The following is a 17,722-nucleotide window of genomic DNA, read 5'->3' on the forward strand; positions in this document are numbered from 1 at the left end:
TGGCAATCGACGGGCAAAGCTTGTTGGCAGCTTTGCTACAGAGTGTCAGTGGAGGGGGGTCAGCGCGCGGCGGGCAGGTGCCGCGCCACCTTGTCGAGCAGCTCGATCAGCATGGCCCGCTCGGCCCGGCTCAGGCAGCCGTCGAGTTCCGCTTCCATCGCGGGCGTCTTCGCCGCGATGTCGTCGGCGAGCGTGCGGCCGGCGTCGGTCAGCAGGACGTGCTGCGAGCGGCGATCGACCTCGCTGCGCACCCGCTGCAGCAGCCCGCGCACCTGCATCCGGTCGAGCAGGATCGTGAGGTTCGGGGCGGACAGGGCCAGCGACTGGGCGAGCTGCTTGGGCGTGAGCTGCGCGTTGGCCAGCAGCAGCATCAGCAAGGAGTATTCGACCGGGCGCAGGTCAAGCGGCTGGCCGATGTGGGTGATGAACGTGACATGGGTGGTCACGCGCGCGCAGGCCAGGTGGTGGCCGACGACGTTGTCTAGCACGCCTTGTGCCTGCCCCTGCTTCTTGTTGCTGCTGCCCATCACGCTGGTATCCAGCCCAGCGCCAGTGTCGCGTCCGCCACCCGCTGCCAGCGCCAGCGCGCCGCGGGCAGCAGCCAGGTGCGGCCGTGCTCGGTGACGGTGTGGAGCCAGTCGCGGCGGGCGGTGTCGGTGTCGTTCAGGGCCGCCCGCGCCAGCCGCGCCCAGCTCCACGCCAGCAGGCTGTGGCCGAGCGCGTGCAGGTAGTCGTCGGCGACGAGGAAGGGCCGATCCGGCGCCGCGGCCCGGCTGGCTTGCAGCGCGGCGGTCGCGGTGGTGATGGTCTCGACCTCGTCGGCCAGCGTCTCGGCCCAGGTGCGCAGCGTGCCGGTGGCGCCGTCCGGCGTGGCCCGCAGCGTCTCGATCTCGCCGCGGAACACGTCCAGCAGCGCCTCCAGCCGCTGCGGCCGGTCCAGCACCTTGCGCATCAGCAGGTCGATCGCCTGGATCTCGTTGGTGCCCTCGTAGATCAGCGCGATGCGGCTGTCGCGCACATGCTGCTCGATGCCCCAGTCATGCACGTAGCCGTGGCCGCCGAGCACGCCGAGGGCTTCGTTGGCGCCGTGGTGGCCGAGGTGGGTCAGGAATGCCTTGAGGATCGGGGTGAGCAGGGCGACGAGTTCGTGCCGTTCCTTGCGCACCGTGGCGTCGGGGTGGTGTTCCGATTCGTCGAGCAGGATCGCGGTCCAGTACGCCATCACGCGGGCACCTTCGCACTGCGCGTGCAGGTCCAGCAGCGTGCGGCGCATCGCGGGGTGCCAGGCGATCGGGTCTGGTCCCTTGTGGGCCGGATCAGCGTCGGCGGGTCGGGCCGGGGCGCGCAGTTGCAGCCGTTCGCGGGCGTAGCCGGTGGCGATCTGGCAAGCGGCCTCCAGGTGGCCGAGGCCCTGCATCCCGACGTGCAGCCGCGCCGAGTTCATCATCAGGAACATCGCGGCCAGGCCGGCGTTCGGTTCGCCCAGGATCCAGCCCTCGGCACGGTCGAAGCGCATCTGGGCGGTGGCGCTGCCCTTGATGCCCATCTTCTTCTCGATGCCGTCGCACCACGCAGCGTTGCGGCGACCGTCCGGCATGAACTTCGGCACCAGCACCAGCGTGAGGCCCTTCGTCCCCGCAGGCGCGCCGGGCAGGCGGGCGAGCACGAGGTGGACGATGTTGTCCGTCATGTCCTGGTCGCCGCCGGAGATGAAGATCTTGTTGCCCGTGACCGTGACTGCCGCGCCGTTGACTACCGGTGCGTCGGCGTCCACCGGCTCGCAGCGGGTGCGCGTCAGGCCCAGGTCGCTGCCGGCCTGCGGCTCGGTCAGGTTCATCGTCGAGAGCCACTCGCCGCTGACGACCTTCGGCAAATAACGCGCGCGCAACTCGGGCACGGCGTGGTGGCGGATCGCTTCATACGCGCCGTGCAGCAGGCCGGGGTACATCGTCCAGGCATGGTTGGCCGAGACGAGCATCTCGTAGAGCGCGGCGTTGAGCAGGCTGGGCAGGCCCTGGCCGCCGTCCTCGGGCGCGCAGGGCAGCGAGGGCCAGCCGCCCTCGACGAAGGCTTTCCATGCCGCGGGATAGCCGGCGGGCGTCGTCACGGCATTGGCCTGCCAGCGACAGCCCTCGGTGTCGCCAGAGCCGTTGATCGGCGCGATCACCTCGTGGGCGAAGCGGCCCGCCTGCTCCAGCACCTCGCGGGCGGTGTCGGCGTCGAGGTCGGCGAAGTCGGGCTGTTCGCGCCACGAAGCGGGCGCGTCCAGCACCTGCTCGATGACGAACTGCATGCGTTGCAGGGGTGGGGTCCAGGTGCTCATGGGGATTGGTTTCGACGGATTACTTCTTCTGCGCGCCCAGATAGGTCTCGATCACGCGGGCGTCCCCGGCGAGCTGGCTGGCCGGCCCTTCCAGCGCGATGGCACCGGTCTCCAGCACGTAGCCGTAGTCGGCGACTTCGAGCGCAGCGCGGGCGTTCTGCTCGATCAGCAGGATGCTCACGCCCGTCTCGCGCAGCTTGGTGATGGTGCGGAAGATGTCGCGCACGATCAGCGGCGCCAGTCCCAGGCTCGGCTCGTCGAGCATCAGCACCTTCGGCTGGCTCATCAGCGCCCGCCCGACAGCCAGCATCTGCCGCTCGCCGCCGGACATCGTGCCGGCGTGCTGGTCGCGGCGCTCCTTCAGGCGCGGGAACAGGTCGTAGACCACCGCGAGCTGGTCGCGCCACTGGCCGTTGCCGCCGCGCATCTGGCGCCAGCCGCCAAGCACGAGGTTGTCTTCGACCGTCATGGTCGAGAACAGCTCGCGCTTCTCCGGCACCAGCGCGAGGCCGGCCATCACGCGGTCTTCCAGCGTGACGTTGGCGAGATCCTGGCCGTCGAAGAGCACCTTGCCGGTGGACGGCAGCACGCCCATCAGCGCGTTCAGCGTCGTGGACTTGCCGGCGCCGTTCGGGCCGATCACGGTGACGACGCTGCCGCGGGGCAGCGTCAGGTTCAGGCCCGAGAGCACCTCGGCCTTGCCGTAGCCGGCGTGCAGGCCGGTGACGGACAGCAGGGGAGTGGGGGTAGTCGTCGTCATGGTGTCAGTGCTCCGTGCCGAGGTAGGCGGCGCGCACGACCGGGCTGGCCTGCACTTCGGCGGGGGTGCCCTCGATCAGCTTGGTGCCGAACTCCATCACCACGATGCGGTCGGTCAGGTTCATCACGAAGTCCATGTCGTGCTCGACCAGCAGCAGGCTCATCCCTTCGGCCTTCAACTGGCGCAGCACGTCGGCCAGCGCCTGCTTTTCCTTGTGGCGCAGGCCGGCGGCGGGTTCGTCCAGCAGCAGCAGCGCCGGGTCGGTACACAGCGCGCGGGCGATTTCCATCATCCGCGCCGGGCCGAGCGCGAGGTTGCCGGCGAGTTCGTGCATCTGCGCCTGCATGCCGATGCGCGTCAGTTGGCGCTCGGCTTCGCGGAAGAGCTGGCGCTCCTCGGCGCGGTCGAGCCGCAGCATCGCCTTGACCGTGCCCGACGAGCTGCGCAGGTAGCCGCCGAGGGCCACGTTCTCCAGCACCGTCATGTCCGGCAGCATCTTGACGTGCTGGAAGGTGCGCGACAGGCCGCGCTCGGCGATCTCGCGGGACGACAGCCCCGAGACATCCTGCCCGCGGAACTGCACCCGCCCCGAAGTCTTGCCCAGCACGCCCGAGACGAGGTTGAACGTCGTGGACTTGCCCGCCCCGTTCGGCCCGATCAGCCCGACGATGTCGCCGGTGCGGATCTGGAAGCTCACGTCGTTCACCGCCACCAGCCCGCCGAACTGCTTGCGCACCTTGTCCACGTCGAGCAGCAGCTCGCCCGCGGCCGGCTTGCTGCGCTCGGGCAGCGGCGCGGCGTCCGCCCAGTCGCGGACCCGTTGGCGCGAGGGCAGGAAGCGGTCGAACAGCTTCTCCAGGTGCGGCCAGAGTCCTTCGGGCGCGTACTTGAGCACGACCACCAGCACCACGCCGAAGACGATGCTTTCGTAGTTGCCGCTGGAGCCGATCAGGCGCGGCAGCCACTCCTGCAACTGCTCCTCGATGACCTTGACCAGCGCCGCACCCGCGAAGGCCCCCCAGACGTTGCCCACACCGCCGAGCACGGCCATGAACAGGTACTCGATGCCCTTGCCGAGTGCAAACGGCGACGGGTTCACCGTGCGCTGGAAGTGCGCGAACAGCCAGCCCGAGACGGAAGCCAGCATCGCCGCCAGCACGAAGGCCAGCACCTTGTAGCGGTAGGTCGAGATGCCCATGGCCTCGGCCATCGTCACGCCGCCCTTGAGGGCGCGGATGGCGCGGCCGGTGCGCGAATCCAGCAGGTGGATCACGCCCACCGCCGCCAGCAGCGCCACGACCCAGATCACGTAGAAGTAGCTGCGCCCCGACGCCAGACTCGTGCCGAACAGCGTCATCGCTGGCACGCCCAGGATGCCGTCGTACTTGCCCAGCCACTCCATGTTGGACATGGTGTAGTAGAGCGACAGCCCCCAGGCCATGGTCGCCAGCGGCAGGTAGTGGCCGGACATCTTCAGCGTCACGGCGGCCAGGACGAGCGCCACGACCACCGTGATGGCCAGACCGATGAACACCGTCAGCCACGGCGACATGCCATGGTTGACCGACAGGTAAGCCGCCGTGTAGGCGCCGACGCCGACGAATGCCGCCTGCCCGAAGGAGGTCAGGCCGGCCACCCCGGTGAGCAGCACGAGGCCGAGCGAGACGGTGGCGTACAGGCCGATGTAGTTGAGCTGGGTGATCCAGAATTCCGGCACCGGCAGTGCGGGCAGCAGGGCCAGCAGCGCGGCGAAGAACAGGAACCAGCGAGTGCGTGCCGCCACGGGTCAATCCTCCTCAGTATGCGGGTCACGCAGCGAACGCCACAGGAGCACCGGCAGGATGGAGGTGAACACGATCACCTCCTTGAACGAGCTGGCCCAGAACGAGCCGAACGATTCCAGCAACCCGACCCCGAGGGCACCGACCAGTGCCAGCGGGTAGCTCGCCAGCCCGCCGAACACGGCGGCGACGAAGCCCTTCAGGCCGATCAGGAACCCGGAGTCGTAGAAGACGGTGGTGGTCGGGCCGATCAGCAGGCCCGACAGCGCGCCGATGAAGGCGGCCATCGTGAAGCTGAGGCGGCCGGCCTGCACCGTCGAGATGCCCATCAGCCGCGCACCGAGGCGGTTCACGGCGGTGGCGCGCAAGGCTTTGCCGTACAGCGACCGCTCGAAGAACAGCCACAGCAGCACGATGAGCGCCGTCGAGGCCAGGAAGATGATGATGGTCTGGCCCGTCAGCATCAGCGGCCCGGCGTTGAACCGCTCGTCCCAGAAGCTCGGATTGCGGTAGCCCTCGGCGCCGAAGAACAGCAGCCCCACCCCCGTGAGCGCGAAATGCACCCCCACCGACACGATCAGCAGCACCAGCACAGTCGCGTCCGCCAGCGACTCGTAGGCGAGCCGGTAGGTCAGCCCGCCCAGCGGCGTGACGATGGCCAGCGTCAGCAGCGCCTGCATGACCAGCGGCAGGTTCATCGGCGCGGCCACCATGGCGACCGTGGCGATGGCCAGCGGTGCGGCCAGCGTCAGCACCGCGCCCTTGGCCACCAGCCCGACCGGCCGGCGCTGGCGCCATCCGTGGACCGCCTCGACCACCGCCGCCACCGCCGCCATGATCAGCAGCAGCCACACCGTGCCCGGCACCTTGCCGGTCTGCAGCACGGCCAGCGTCAGCGCCCCGTAGGCGACGAATTCGCCCTGCGGGATGAAGATCACCCGCGTGACGGCGAACAGCAGCACGGTCGCCGTGGCCAGCAGCGCGTAGACCGCGCCGTTGGTCACGCCGTCGAGCGCCAGGATGCTTGCAATCGAGAAGTCCATCGGAGGGGATTCCGGTTCAGGGGAGGGCGGCGCAGCCAGTGCCGCGCCGCAGCGGGCTTATTCGACCTTCCAGTCGCCGTTGACCACCTTCAGGATCACGCCCGTCTCGGTCGTGTAGCCCCAGTGGTTGTCCTTCGAGTAGGTCAGAACGCCGTGGGAGACGACGGTGCGGCCCATCGTTTCGGTGGCTTCCTTCAGCGCGGTGCGGAACTCCGGGGTGCCCGGCTTGGCCTTCTTCAGCGCCATCGGGATGATCTTTTCCAGCACCAGCGCGGCGTCATAGGCATGGCCGGCGAACTGGTTGCGCGAGCCGGCGCCGTTGGCCTTCTCGAACTTCTGCACGAAGTCGATGGCGATCTTCTTGGACGGGTGGTCGTCGGGCAGTTGCTCGGCGATCACGCAGGGACCGGAGACGACGTAGGCGCCCTCGACATCCTTGCCGCCGATGCGCATCAGGTCGCGCGTGGCGGCGGCGTGGGTCTGGTAGACCTTGCCCTTGAAGCCGCGCTCGATGATGGCCTTGTGCGGCATCGCTGCACCTGAACCCGAGGCGACGATCAGCATCGCGTCCGGGTTCGCGGCCGTCAGCTTCAGCGCCTGGGCGGTCACGGCGGTGTCGGTGCGGGCGAAACGCTCGGTGGCGACGATCTTGATCGCCAGACCCATCGCGGCGGCTTCGGCCTGGAAGTCCTTGAGCCAGCTTTCGCCGTAGGCGTCCGAGTAGCCGAGGAAGCCGACCGTCTTCACGCCCAGCTTGGCCATGTGCTTGAGCACGGCGTGGGACATCACCGCGTTCGACTGCGGCAGGCGGAAGGCCCAGGTGTCCTTGCCGGCTTGCAGCACGGCGGGCGAGAACATGAACTGCGGCGTGGCGGCTTCCGCGACCGTGTCGGACATGGCGATGGCCACCGGCGTCGCGGCCGAACCCATCACGATGTCCATCTTGTCGGTGACGAACCGCTTGGCGTTCTGCACCCCCTTGGTCGGGTCGGAACCGTCGTCGAGCACGACGACGTTGAGCTTCTCGCCGCCGATGCTGGTCGGCCACAGCTTGATGCCGTTCTGCATCGGGATGCCCAGGCCGTTGGCCGGGCCGGTCAGCGGCAGGCTGATGCCGATGTTGATGTCGGCCTGCGCGGCGCCAGCGGCCCACAGGGCGGCCAGGGCGAGGAGGGTCTTGGTCAGCTTCATGGGGTTTGTCTCCGTGGGTGTAGGAAAGAACGCAAGGGTTTGAGCGTGGCAGATCGGTCAGCGCGGCGCCATCCGCAATGCCCCGTCCAGCCGGATCACCTCGCCATTGAGGTGGCCGTTCTGGACGATGTGGGCGGCGAGTGCGGCGAACTCGTCGGGCTGGCCGAGGCGCTTCGGGAAGGGGATCGATGCCGCCAGCGACTGCTGCACCGCCTCGGGCAGCTCGTTCATCAGCGGCGTGGCGAACAGGCCCGGCGCGATGGTGCAGACGCGGATGCCCCACTGCGCCAGATCGCGTGCCAGCGGCAGCGTCATGCCGACCACGCCGCCCTTGGACGCCGAATACGCTTCTTGCCCGACCTGCCCGTCGAAGGCGGCGACCGAGGCGGTGTTGACGACCACGCCACGCTCGCCCGACGTGCCTTCCAGTGCGTCAGCCTTCGCCAGACGGGCGGCGGCGAGGCGGACCACGTTGTAGGTGCCGATCAGGTTCACGCGCACGACCCGCTCGAAATCCTCCAGCGGCGCGGGCGAGCCGTCGCGCTGGATGACGCGCTTGGCGCTGCCGATGCCGGCGATGTTCATGACGATGCGCGCCGTGCCGTGGGCGGCCTCGGCAGCGTCGAGCGCGGCGGTGACGCTGGCGCTGTCGGTGATGTCGCAGCGCAGCGCGAGTCCGCCGATGTCCGCCGCGACGCGCTCGGCGCCGGTCTGGTTCACGTCGAGTACCGCGACCTTGGCGCCCAGCCGGGCGAGTTCGCGGGCGACCGCCTCGCCGAGGCCCGAGCCGCCGCCGGTGACGATCGCGGCGTGTCCTTGGATCTGCATGGTGTTGTCCTTCGTGCGTTCAGGGCGTCTGGGGTGTTCAGGCTTTGCGCGGCAGGACCACGAACGGGTCACCGTCGCGGCTGTCGTGGAGCTGCTCGACCAGGGCGGCGCGGTGCAGCAGCACGGCGCGCTGGTTGATCGAACCTTTGTCGGTGACCTCGCCCTTGTCGATCGACGGCGGCTCGGTCAGCACATGCAGCCGTGCCGGGCGGTTGGCGCTGCCGGTGCCGGCACGCCAGAGGTGGTCGGCCAGCGCCTGAAAAAACGCCTGCACCGCTTCAGGCCCGTCCCGCTCGGCGAGCTTCTTGCACTCGTCCGGCCGGGCAAAGATCAGCAGGCCGATCTCGTCGCGGTTCAACCCGGTGACGACCACATCCTGCACGCAAGGATCGCCCGCCAGGATGACCTTGGCGCGCAGCGGGCCGACGCTGACGAAGGTGCCGGTCGAGAGCTTGAAGTCCTCGGCGGTGCGGCCATCGAACAGCAGGCCGCGGGTCGGGTGCGCCGGGTCGATGAACTTCACGGCGTCGCCGGTGCGGTAGAAACCGTCCTCGTCGAAGGCGTCCAAGGTCTGCTCGGGGGCGCGCCAGTAGCCGGGCATGACGTTCGGGCCACGGAAGCGGATCTCGGTCTTGGCTGTGTCGCCCTCGCCATCCGGCACCAGCTTGATCTCCACGCCGGGCACCGGCAGCCCGATGTGGCCCGAGCGCACGTCGGTGCCCACCGCGAAGGTGCAGGACGGTGCCGTTTCGGTCATACCCAGCCCGGTGATGATCCGCACGCGCTCGCCGGTTTCTGCTTCACCATGTGCGTCGAGCTTGTCCCACACCGCCTGCGACAACCCGGCCCCAGCGAACATGAACGCCTGCGCCCGGGCGAACAGCGAGCGGCGCAGCACCGGGTCCGTGTCCATGGCAAAGGCGATTTCCTCGAAGCCCTTGGGCACGTTGAAGTAGATCGTCGGCGAAATCTCGCGCAGGTTGCGCAGCGTCTCGGCCATGCCCTTCGGCGTCGGCTTGCCTTCGTCGATGTAGAGCGTGCCGCCGTTGTAGAGCACCAAGCCGACGTTGTGGTTGCCGCCGAAGGTGTGGTTCCACGGCAGCCAGTCCACCAGCACCGGCGGCTCTTCCTCCAGGAACGCTAGACATTGCCGCAGCATCTGCTGGTTGGCACAGAGCATCCGCTGCGTGTTGATGACCGCCTTGGGCAGCTTGGTCGAGCCGGAGGTGAACAGGAACTTGACGATGGTGTCCGGGCCGACCTGCGCGTGGGCGGCGTCACCCGTGGCGCTCGGTTCGGTGGCGAGCAGCGCGTCGAAGGGCGTGACAGGGCGACCCTCCATGGCGCCCTCGGTCAGCACCACTTCCACGTCCGCGCCGAACACCGCCGCAATCGCCTTGCCGTAGGTGGGCGAGGCGGCGAACACCAGCCCCGGCGTGACCGTCTCGGCGATGTGGCGCAGCTTGCCGTAGTCCTGCGAAATCAGCGAATACGCCGACGAGACCGGCGTCACCGGCACCCCGGCCCACATCGCGCCGAGCACCAGCGTGAGGTGTTCGAGGTCGTTGTCCGACAGGATGGCGACCGGGCGGTCGGCGGACAGGCCACGGTCGGTCAGCGCCTGGCCCACGGCGCGGGCGCGCTGCAGCATCTCGGCATAGGAGATGCGCCGCCAGTCGCCGCCCTGGCTCGCAGGCAGGCGCTTGGCGACGAAGGTGCGCTCCGGCGCCTCGGCGGCCCAGCGTTCGAGGGCGTCGGTCAGCCGCGGCGGGTAGTCGCCCAGCGGTTCGGTCGAGCGCAGCACCTGCAGGCCATCGGCGCGGGTGTCGAGCACGGCGTCGGTGCAGCCGCCGACGCGGATGTCACGGTAGCGGGGTTGGAGGGCGCCGCTCATGGCTGCTTGACCACCTTGCCGGCCCGCCCTTCGAGGAAGGCGCGCAGACGGTCCTGGGCTTCCGGCGTGTTGCTGGCTGCCGCCGCCATCAGCGACTCGGTGAACAGTCCCTCGGCCGGACTCATCTCGACGATGCGCGGCAGCGCGTGCATCACGGCGAAGGCGGTCATCGGTGCGTTGCCGGCGATCTTGCGGGCCAGCTCGATGCCCTTGGCCAGCCCGGCGCCATCCACGGTGCGGTAGTTGACGACGCCGTAGCGTTCGCCCTGGTCGGCGTCGAACACACGGCCGGTCAGCATCATGTCGGTCATGCGCGCCATGCCCATCAGCCGGGGAATGCGCACCGAGCCACCACCGCCGACGAAGATGCCGCGCTGACCTTCCGGCAGACCGAAGTACGCGGAATCCTCGGCCACGCGGATCTGGCACGACGCCGCCAGTTCCAGCCCGCCGCCGACCACCGCGCCGTGCAGCACCGCGATCACCGGCACCTTGCCGAACTGCACCGCGTCAAACGCCGCGTGCCAGCCGCGCGAGTGCAGGATGGCGCCGTGGATGTCGCGCTCGACCAGCTCCGACAGGTCCAGCCCGGCGCAGAAGTGGTTGCCCGCGCCGCTGACCACGACGGCGCGCGTGTCCGCCGGCAAGTTGACGAAGGCGGTGTGGAGCTGGGCCACCAGGGTGTCGTTGATGGCGTTGCGCTTGGCCGGGCGGTTCAGGCGGATGTGGACGACTGGGCCGGATTGCTCGATCTGCAGCAGGTCCAGTCCGGCCAGCAAGCCGGAGACGGGTGCGAAGGGGGAGTCGGAGGCGGGAGTGGTCATGGCGTGGTGGGCAGCAGGAGCAACCGACGGGAATTTGATTCATAAATATAAGTATTAAGACCTTGCGGTGACCCCCATGAAAACCCTTTGTTGCGCCGCAGCACGGCTTAAATCACTTTAATTTTGCGGGTAAACCCTAAACTGTGATGCCTGAATTGATTACAAAATTTAAGCAACTCATCCGGGCACTTACCATGAACACCAACGACCTCATCGCCATCGACATCCACACCCACGCCGAGGTGTCCTGCCGCAATCCCTTCGACAGCTACGGCGAGGAGTACGACCGCGCCGCCGACAAGTACTTCGGCTCCAACCGCCGCCCGACGATTGCCGAGACCGTCGCCTATTACCGCGAGCGCAAGATCGGTTTGGTGATGTTCACGGTGGACAGCGAGGCGCAGCTCGGCCGCCGCCGCATCCCCAACGAGGAGATCTGCGACGCGGCCCGCGAGAACAGCGACATGATGGTGGCCTTCGCCTCGATCGATCCGCACAAAGGCAAGATGGGCGCCCGCGAAGCGCGGCGGCTGATCGAGGAGCACGGCGTCAAGGGCTTCAAGTTCCATCCGACCGTGCAGGGCTTCCTGCCGTATGACCGGATGGCGTGGCCGCTGTACGAGGTGATCGCCGAGTACAAGCTGCCGGCCATCTTCCACAGCGGGCATTCGGGCATCGGCTCGGGGATGCGCTGCGGCGGCGGCCTGCGGCTGCAGAACTCGAACCCGATGCTGCTGGAGGACGTGGCGATCGACTTCCCCGACATCCAGATCGTCATCGCGCACCCGAGCTGGCCGTGGCAGGACGAGGCGCTGTCGCTGGCGCTGCACAAGCCGAACGTGTGGATCGACCTGTCGGGCTGGAGTCCCAAATACTTCCCGGCGCAACTGGTCCAGTACGCCAACACGCTGCTGAAGGACCGGATGCTGTTCGGCTCCGACTACCCGCTCATCACGCCCGAACGCTGGATGAAGGACTTCGACGAGGCCGGCTTCAAGGACAAGGTCAAGCCGCTGATCCTCAAGGAAAACGCCAAGCGGCTGCTGGGCTTCGCCTGAGCACGTCTGAGCGGGTGCGCTCCACCGCACAGCGTTCGGTGTCCCGGCCTTGCGCAGGGTGGCCGACCGGTGCGGCGGGTTGTGCCAAGGTGGACGGCCGGTGTGCGGGTTAACACTGGTCCGCGGCGTCGGTGGGCGGCCCGTTGACGACGGGGCACGGCCTTTGCAAGACTAGGCCGCTTTTTCCACCTGCCTGACCCCAACGAGGAGACTCCATGCAAGTTCTGCTGCCCGTTCTGGCCGCTGCCACCCTGACCCTGTCCGCCGGCCTGTCCCAGGCGGCGGAAGGCAAGGACGTTTACAACCAGGCGTGTGCCATGTGCCATGTGCCGGGACTGGCGAATGCGCCCAAGTTCGGCGACAAGGAGGCGTGGGCGCCGCGGGTCAAGACGGGTCGGGAGGCGCTGCTGAACGCCGTGTTGAAGGGCAAGGGCGCGATGCCGGCCAAGGGCGGCAACCCCAAGCTGAGCGACGAGGATGTCGGCGCGGCGCTGGATTTCATGCTCGCTGCCGCAAAATAAGGCAATCTAGGGAAATCCGTTTTAAATCAAGGACTTGAACGGTTAGTTCTCAACTAATCCCCAGGGTTATCCACAGCCTCTGTGGAATCGACCGTGGTGACATGATCAAAAAAACGCGACCCTCGGGTCGCGTTTTGCATTTCACATGGCGGCTGCCGAAATCACTGCTCGGCGAAGGCCCGCTCGATCACGAAGTCACCTGGCGTCGTGGTGTTGCCTTCGGCGAAACCACGCTCTTCCAGCATCTTCTTCAAGTCGCGCAGCATGGCCGGGCTGCCGCAGATCATGGCGCGGTCTTCCGTCGGATTCAGCGCGGGCAGGCCGAAGTCGCTCCACATGCGGCCGTCCTCGATCAGGTCGGTGATGCGGCCCTGGCGCTCGAAGGGTTCGCGGGTCACGGTCGGGCAGTAGACCAGCTTGTCGCCGATCACCTCACCCAGGAACTCGTGGTTCGGCAGGCCCTTGAAGAGATCCTGGTAGGCCAGTTCGTTCACTTGGCGGCAGCCGTGGACGACGATGACCTTCTCGAAACGCTCGTAGGTCTCGGGGTCTTGAATGATCGACAGCCACGGGGCCAGCCCGGTGCCGGTGCCCAGCAGGTACAGGCGCTTGCCGGGGTTCAGGTAATCGACCAGCAGCGTGCCGGTGGGCTTGCGACCGACGATGACCTTGTCGCCGACCTGCAGGTGCTGCAGGCGCGAGGTCAGCGGGCCGTCCGGCACTTTGATCGAGAAGAAGTGCAGGCTTTCTTCCCAGTTCGGGCTGGCGATCGAATACGCCCGCAGCAGCGGCTTGCCGTTGACGGGCAGGCCGATCATCACGAAGTGGCCGCTCGAAAACCGGAAGGCCGGGTCGCGCGTGGTGGTGAAGCTGAACAACCGGTCGGTCCAGTGGTGGACCGAGGTGACGGTTTCTTCGTTGAAGGCTTTCATGGCAGTCGCAGGCAGGAGCAGAGGCAGAGGCAAATGGCCAGCGCGGAGGGATCGCGCGCGAAGGTCGAGGATACCCGATGGCGGCAGCAAGTCACAGATTGCCCGGCCCGTCAATCAGGCGTTCCCCGGCGAACAGGCTTTCGACGGTTTCACGGGCGCGGATCAGCGTGACCTGCGCACCATCGACCATGACCTCGGCGGCGCGCGGGCGGCTGTTGTAGTTGCTGGCCATCGCCATGCCGTAGGCGCCGGCCGAGAGCATCGCCAGCGTGTCGCCGGGCTGCACGGCGAAGCTGCGGTCGCGGCCGAGCCAGTCGCCCGACTCGCACACCGGGCCGACGACGTCCCAGGTCTGCGCCGCGTCGTCGCGCTGCTGACACGGCACGATCGCCATCCACGCCTCGTACATCGCCGGGCGGGCCATGTCGTTCATCGCGGCGTCCACGATGCAGAAGTTCTTGTGCTCGCCGGGCTTGAGATAAAGCACTTCAGTCAGCAGCACGCCCGCGTTGCCCACCAGCGAGCGGCCCGGCTCCATCAGGATCTCGCGGTGGCCATGGCCACGGGCGTCGATCTTGGCCAGCAATGCGCCGATCAGTTCGCCGGCGCTGGGCGGCTGCTCGTCGGTGTAGGTGATGCCCAGGCCGCCGCCGAGGTCGAGGTGATGCACGGGGATGCCGGCCGCCTCGATCGCTTCGACCAGGTCCAGCACGCGGTCGAGCGCGTCGAGGTAGGGGCTGACCTCGGTGATCTGCGAGCCGATGTGGCAGTCGATGCCATGCACCACGATGCCGGGCAGGCGGGCGGCGTGCTGGTAGACGGCCAGCGCGTGTTCGTGCGAAATGCCGAACTTGTTGCCTTTTAGCCCGGTGGAAATGTAAGGATGTGTCTTGGCGTCCACGTCCGGATTGACGCGCAGGCTGATCGGCGCCGTCTTGCCTGCCGCGGTGGCGACTTCGGACAGCACGTCGAGTTCAGCCTCGCTTTCGACATTGAAGCAGCGCACGCCCGCCTCCAGCGCCAGTCGCATCTCGGTGCGGGTCTTGCCGACGCCGGAGAACACCACCTTGTCCGCCATGCCCCCGGCGGCCAGCACGCGCTGCAGTTCCCCCGCCGAGACGATGTCGAAACCACAGCCGGCCTCGGCGAAGGTCTGCAGCACGGCGAGGCTGGAGTTGGCCTTCATCGCGTAGCAGACGAGGTGGGGGCGGCCGGCCAGCGCCTGCTGGTAGCTGGCCACGGCGGCGCGCATGGCGTTGCGCGAGTAGACGTACAGCGGTGTGGCGTGGTCGCGGGCCAGATCGGCCAGCGCGTGGCCTTCAAGGGTGAGGGTGCCGGCGGCGTCGCGGGCGAGGAAGGGGGAGCCGGGCAGGTTCATCGTGCGGGTGTCGAAGCGGAGGCGGCCACGGCCGCAGGAGGGGGAGGGGGGGTGTCCGGCGTGGGCAGCGTCAGCGGACCCTTCTGGCCGCAGGCCGACAGCAGCAGCGCGCAGGCCACGGTGGCCCGCGGCGCTAAACTCGTTTTCAGCCAGTCTTGGACTTTGAACATCGACGGATTCTAGCGACCATGCACCACACCACAGCCCCGACCCCCCCGGCCCCGACGACCCCGTCCGGCCTGACCGATGCGGAGTACACCCGCCGGGCACACGCGGCACTGGCCACGGTCGAAGCGACCACCGACCGCTGGCTCGACGACGACGTGATCGACATCGACACCCACCGCACCGGCGGCCTGCTGGAGCTGAGCTTCCCGGGCGGCAGCAAGATCATCCTCAACACCCAGCCGCCGCTGCAGGAGGTCTGGATGGCCGCCCGTGCTGGCGGGTTCCACTACCGCTGGATGGAAGGCGCCTGGCGCGATACCCGCAGCGGGGACGAGTTCTTTGCCGCACTGTCCGCCCAGGCCAGCGCGCAGGGGGGACAGGCGCTGGTCTTCACGTCCGGAGACACGCCGGTCTGACGCAGGATCACCGCGGGGTTTCGGTCGGCGCTGGTGCTGGCGCCGGCGTTGGCACGCCCGGCGCAGGCGACGGGCTGGGTACCCCGCCCGTGTCCCGGAACAGGTCCAGGATGCCCTTGCGTTCCTCCGCTTGCGGCAGCCGTGGCGCAACATCTTCCAGACCCAGCGACTTCACGCCACCGCCCTGGCTGTTCTCGGCGTAGTACCAGTCGCCATTGACGAAGACCACGCCGTCCGGCGCGGTGTATTCGCTCACCGGCACCGTGCGCAGCGCCTGCGCCATGTACTCGATCCAGATCGGCAGGGCCAGACCACCACCGGTCTCCTTGTCGCCCAGCGAGCGCGGCGTGTCGTAGCCGATCCAGACGATGGCGACGAGGCCCTTGTTGTAGCCGCTGAACCAGGCGTCCTGCGAGTCGTTGGTGGTGCCCGTCTTGCCGTAGAGGTCCGGGCGCTTGAGCGTGGACTGCGCTTTCGCGGCGGTGCCGGTGCGGGTGACTTCCTGCAGCAGGCTGCTGGTGATGTAGGCGTTGCGGGCGGGGATGACACGCAGGCGCTCGTCCTGGCCGCTCTGTGGCGGTGATTGGGCGATGGGCTGGCCGCGGCTGTCGGTGATGCGGGTGATGAGGGACGGGTTGACGCGGATGCCGCCATTGGCCAGCACGGCGTAGCCGTCGGCCATCGAGAGTGGCGTGACCGCGCCGGCGCCGAGGGCCATCGTCAGGTAGGGCGGGTTCTTCTCGGCCTCGAAGCCGAAGTGCGTGATCCACTGCTGTGCGTAGGCTGGCCCGATCGCCTTGAGCAGGCGGATCGAAATCATGTTCTTCGACTTGGCCAGCCCGCGCCGGATCGACATGGGTCCGTCGAACTGGCCATCGTAGTTCTTCGGCTCCCAGGGCTGGCTGCCGGTGACGCCCGCGTCGAAGAACAGCGGGGCATCGTTGACGACAGTGGCGGGCGAGAAGCCTTTTTCCATCGCGGCCGAGTAGATGAAGGGCTTGAAGCTCGATCCCGGCTGGCGCCACGCCTGGGTGACGTGGTTGAACTTGCTCTTGGCGTAGTCGAAGCCGCCGACCATGGCGCGGATCTCCCCGTTCTGCGGGTCGAGCGTAACCAGCGCACCTTCGACTTCGGGCAGGTTGACGATGCTCCAGTCGCCCTTGCTGCCCTTCAGGACGCGCACCACCGCACCGCGGCGGATCTGCATCTTGGGGGTGACATCCGCCATCAGCGAGGCGCGCGCCTGGCGCAGACCGTCTCCGGTCACGGTGATCGCCTCGCCGTTCTGCAGCACGGCACCGACCTTTTTCGCATCGACGGACGTGACCACGGCAGCGCGCAGATCGTCGAAGTCCGGGTGGTCTTCGAGCGCCTCGGCCACGCGGGCGTCGAGCTTGGCCTCGTCCTTGGGCAGATCGACGAAGGCGGTGGGGCCGCGGTAGGGCTTGCGGGCTTCGAAGTTGAGCAGGCCGCGCCGCAGGGTGCGGTAGGCGTGGATCTGGTCCGCGGAGCGCAGCGAGAGTTCGACGTTCAGGCCGCGCGTGTAGGCCGCTTCCCCGTATTGGGCGAAGACCATCTGGCGGGCGGTTTCGGCGGCGTATTCGGCGTGGATGCCGGCGCTGCGCGGGGTGCGGTAGGTCAGCGTTTCGGCCAGGGCCTCGTCGTGCTGCGCTTCGGTGATGAAGCCGTTTTCGAGCATCCGGCCGATGATGTGGCGCTGGCGCACCTCGGCCCGCTTGCGGTTGACGATGGGGTTGTAGGCCGATGGCGCCTTGGGCAGACCGGCGAGCATGGCGGCCTCGGCGACGGTGATGTCCTTGAGCGGTTTGCCGAAGTAGATCTCGCTGGCCGCCGCGAAGCCGTAGGAGCGTTGACCCAGGTAGATCTGGTTCATGTAGACCTCCAGGATCTGCTCCTTGCTGAGCTGGCTCTCGATCTTCAGCGACAGCAGGATCTCGTAGACCTTGCGCGTGAGCGTCTTCTCGGTGGAGAGGTAGAAGTTGCGCGCCACCTGCATGGTGATGGTGGAGGCGCCCTGGCTGCGTGCATCGTGCAGATTTTCGATGGCGGCCCGCAGGATGCCCTTGTAGTCGATGCCGCCGTGCTGGTAGAAGCGGGCGTCCTCGATGGCGAGCACGGCCTCCTGCATCACCTTGGGGATGGCCTTGATCGGGAGATAATTCCGCCGCTCCTCGCCGAACTCGCCCAGCACGACCCCATCCGCCGACACCACCCGCATCGGCAGCTTGGGCCGGTAGTCCACCAGACCGCTGATCTCGGGCAGGTTCGGGTAGGCCACGGCCAGCGCCAGCCCCAGCAGCAGCAGGAACGTCAGCACCCCCGCCAGCGGCAAGCCGATCAGCCAGGCCAGGGTGCGCAGCACGGGGTGTGGGCGCAGGGGCGACGCGGTCTGGCTGTCGGTCGAAGGAGGTCGAGGGGTGTCGCTCATGTACAGGAACAGGTGGGCCTGGTGCGTCCGTTGGATTCCGAGGGATTCCAACGGATTATAGGAACTGGTCACAAACGCCGAGATACGTTTGTAACGCGCCGGGATCGTGCCTTGTCCGGGCCGTCGTATTGTGCTTGGATGGCAGCTTGCGTCGTC

Annotated in this window: 16 protein-coding genes; 3 read left to right on the forward strand and 13 right to left on the reverse strand. The window is 68.0% G+C overall.

All coding sequences use genetic code 11. The features are described from left to right. Positions 1-59: 59 nt before the first annotated feature. From QZW52_RS00855 to QZW52_RS00895, 9 genes are read right to left on the reverse strand one after another with little or no spacing between them, the layout of a single operon-like run. Entirely contained in the window at positions 60-527 is a 468-nt protein-coding gene (locus QZW52_RS00855) for a MarR family winged helix-turn-helix transcriptional regulator (protein ID WP_293994066.1), read from the reverse strand. Further along, positions 527-2,323, reverse strand: coding sequence for an acyl-CoA dehydrogenase family protein (locus QZW52_RS00860; RefSeq protein ID WP_293994068.1), 1,797 nt, complete (start codon positions 2,321-2,323; stop codon positions 527-529). Before QZW52_RS00860 ends, QZW52_RS00855 begins: the two co-directional genes overlap by 1 nt. Before the next feature lie 19 nt (positions 2,324-2,342). Then, a complete protein-coding gene (locus QZW52_RS00865; protein WP_293994072.1) occupies positions 2,343-3,083 on the reverse strand; it encodes an ABC transporter ATP-binding protein in 741 nt (246 codons plus the stop codon). A 4-nt stretch (positions 3,084-3,087) separates the two neighbouring features. Then, positions 3,088-4,866: a branched-chain amino acid ABC transporter ATP-binding protein/permease gene (locus QZW52_RS00870; protein ID WP_434738251.1), complete on the reverse strand. Its 1,779-nt coding sequence runs from the start codon at positions 4,864-4,866 to the stop codon at positions 3,088-3,090. A gap of 3 nt (positions 4,867-4,869) precedes the next feature. Further along, a complete protein-coding gene (locus tag QZW52_RS00875) occupies positions 4,870-5,907 on the reverse strand; it encodes a branched-chain amino acid ABC transporter permease (RefSeq protein ID WP_293994075.1) in 1,038 nt (345 codons plus the stop codon). Between the two features lie 57 nt (positions 5,908-5,964). Beyond that, positions 5,965-7,098 (reverse strand): ABC transporter substrate-binding protein, encoded by a 1,134-nt coding sequence (locus QZW52_RS00880; protein ID WP_293994077.1) that lies wholly within the window; start codon positions 7,096-7,098, stop codon positions 5,965-5,967. 57 nt (positions 7,099-7,155) lie between these two features. Next, the gene (locus QZW52_RS00885; RefSeq protein WP_293994079.1) at positions 7,156-7,926 is read right to left on the reverse strand and encodes an SDR family NAD(P)-dependent oxidoreductase; all 771 of its coding nucleotides are present in this window, start codon (positions 7,924-7,926) and stop codon (positions 7,156-7,158) included. Between the two features lie 37 nt (positions 7,927-7,963). Beyond that, positions 7,964-9,820, reverse strand: a complete 1,857-nt coding sequence (locus QZW52_RS00890) for a feruloyl-CoA synthase (protein ID WP_293994081.1) — start codon at positions 9,818-9,820, stop codon at positions 7,964-7,966. Further along, on the reverse strand, positions 9,817-10,644 hold the full coding sequence (locus QZW52_RS00895) for a crotonase/enoyl-CoA hydratase family protein (protein ID WP_293994084.1): 828 nt from the start codon (positions 10,642-10,644) through the stop codon (positions 9,817-9,819). Before QZW52_RS00895 ends, QZW52_RS00890 begins: the two co-directional genes overlap by 4 nt. 194 nt (positions 10,645-10,838) lie before the next feature. On the opposite strand from QZW52_RS00895, the gene QZW52_RS00900 reads away from it, so the two are divergent. Together QZW52_RS00900 and QZW52_RS00905 are read left to right on the forward strand one after the other, a co-directional pair. Beyond that, positions 10,839-11,702 carry an amidohydrolase family protein gene (locus QZW52_RS00900; RefSeq protein WP_293994086.1) on the forward strand — a complete coding sequence of 288 codons (864 nt, stop codon included), beginning with the start codon at positions 10,839-10,841 and terminating at the stop codon, positions 11,700-11,702. Positions 11,703-11,917: 215 nt separating this feature from the next. Beyond that, entirely contained in the window at positions 11,918-12,223 is a 306-nt protein-coding gene (locus tag QZW52_RS00905; RefSeq protein ID WP_293994088.1) for a c-type cytochrome, read from the forward strand. 161 nt (positions 12,224-12,384) lie between these two features. On the opposite strand, the gene QZW52_RS00910 is transcribed toward QZW52_RS00905, so the two are convergent. From QZW52_RS00910 to lptM, 3 genes are all read right to left on the reverse strand, one after another. Continuing rightward, on the reverse strand, positions 12,385-13,155 hold the full coding sequence (locus tag QZW52_RS00910; protein WP_293994091.1) for a ferredoxin--NADP reductase: 771 nt from the start codon (positions 13,153-13,155) through the stop codon (positions 12,385-12,387). Between the two features lie 91 nt (positions 13,156-13,246). Then, positions 13,247-14,533 carry a diaminopimelate decarboxylase gene (gene lysA / locus QZW52_RS00915; protein ID WP_293994094.1) on the reverse strand — a complete coding sequence of 429 codons (1,287 nt, stop codon included), beginning with the start codon at positions 14,531-14,533 and terminating at the stop codon, positions 13,247-13,249. Beyond that, positions 14,530-14,703, reverse strand: a complete 174-nt coding sequence (gene lptM / locus QZW52_RS00920) for an LPS translocon maturation chaperone LptM (RefSeq protein ID WP_293994097.1) — start codon at positions 14,701-14,703, stop codon at positions 14,530-14,532. Before lptM ends, lysA begins: the two co-directional genes overlap by 4 nt. Before the next feature lie 69 nt (positions 14,704-14,772). On the opposite strand from lptM, the gene cyaY reads away from it, so the two are divergent. Further along, entirely contained in the window at positions 14,773-15,117 is a 345-nt protein-coding gene (gene cyaY, locus QZW52_RS00925) for an iron donor protein CyaY (RefSeq protein ID WP_293994138.1), read from the forward strand. A gap of 7 nt (positions 15,118-15,124) precedes the next feature. Here the strand turns inward: cyaY and QZW52_RS00930 are convergent, their stop codons facing one another. Continuing rightward, complete coding sequence (locus QZW52_RS00930; protein WP_293994100.1) at positions 15,125-17,566, reverse strand: penicillin-binding protein 1A; 2,442 nt, start codon at positions 17,564-17,566, stop codon at positions 15,125-15,127. Positions 17,567-17,722: the final 156 nt, after the last annotated feature.

It is taken from the genome of Sphaerotilus sp., assembly GCF_013299175.1.
Classification (GTDB): Bacteria; Pseudomonadota; Gammaproteobacteria; order Burkholderiales; family Burkholderiaceae_C; genus Sphaerotilus.

Bases quoted from the DNA above. Each gene is read 5' to 3' on its own strand.
- QZW52_RS00855 (WP_293994066.1), bottom strand. From the start codon at position 527: ATGGGCAGCAGCAACAAGAAGCAGGGGCAGGCACAAGGCGTGCTAGAC.
- QZW52_RS00860 (WP_293994068.1), bottom strand. From the start codon at position 2,323: ATGAGCACCTGGACCCCACCCCTGCAACGCATGCAGTTCGTCATCGAG.
- QZW52_RS00865 (WP_293994072.1), bottom strand. From the start codon at position 3,083: ATGACGACGACTACCCCCACTCCCCTGCTGTCCGTCACCGGCCTGCAC.
- QZW52_RS00875 (WP_293994075.1), bottom strand. From the start codon at position 5,907: ATGGACTTCTCGATTGCAAGCATCCTGGCGCTCGACGGCGTGACCAAC.
- QZW52_RS00880 (WP_293994077.1), bottom strand. From the start codon at position 7,098: ATGAAGCTGACCAAGACCCTCCTCGCCCTGGCCGCCCTGTGGGCCGCT.
- QZW52_RS00885 (WP_293994079.1), bottom strand. From the start codon at position 7,926: ATGCAGATCCAAGGACACGCCGCGATCGTCACCGGCGGCGGCTCGGGC.
- QZW52_RS00890 (WP_293994081.1), bottom strand. From the start codon at position 9,820: ATGAGCGGCGCCCTCCAACCCCGCTACCGTGACATCCGCGTCGGCGGC.
- QZW52_RS00895 (WP_293994084.1), bottom strand. From the start codon at position 10,644: ATGACCACTCCCGCCTCCGACTCCCCCTTCGCACCCGTCTCCGGCTTG.
- QZW52_RS00900 (WP_293994086.1), top strand. From the start codon at position 10,839: ATGAACACCAACGACCTCATCGCCATCGACATCCACACCCACGCCGAG.
- QZW52_RS00905 (WP_293994088.1), top strand. From the start codon at position 11,918: ATGCAAGTTCTGCTGCCCGTTCTGGCCGCTGCCACCCTGACCCTGTCC.
- QZW52_RS00910 (WP_293994091.1), bottom strand. From the start codon at position 13,155: ATGAAAGCCTTCAACGAAGAAACCGTCACCTCGGTCCACCACTGGACC.
- lysA (WP_293994094.1), bottom strand. From the start codon at position 14,533: ATGAACCTGCCCGGCTCCCCCTTCCTCGCCCGCGACGCCGCCGGCACC.
- lptM (WP_293994097.1), bottom strand. From the start codon at position 14,703: ATGTTCAAAGTCCAAGACTGGCTGAAAACGAGTTTAGCGCCGCGGGCC.
- QZW52_RS00930 (WP_293994100.1), bottom strand. From the start codon at position 17,566: ATGAGCGACACCCCTCGACCTCCTTCGACCGACAGCCAGACCGCGTCG.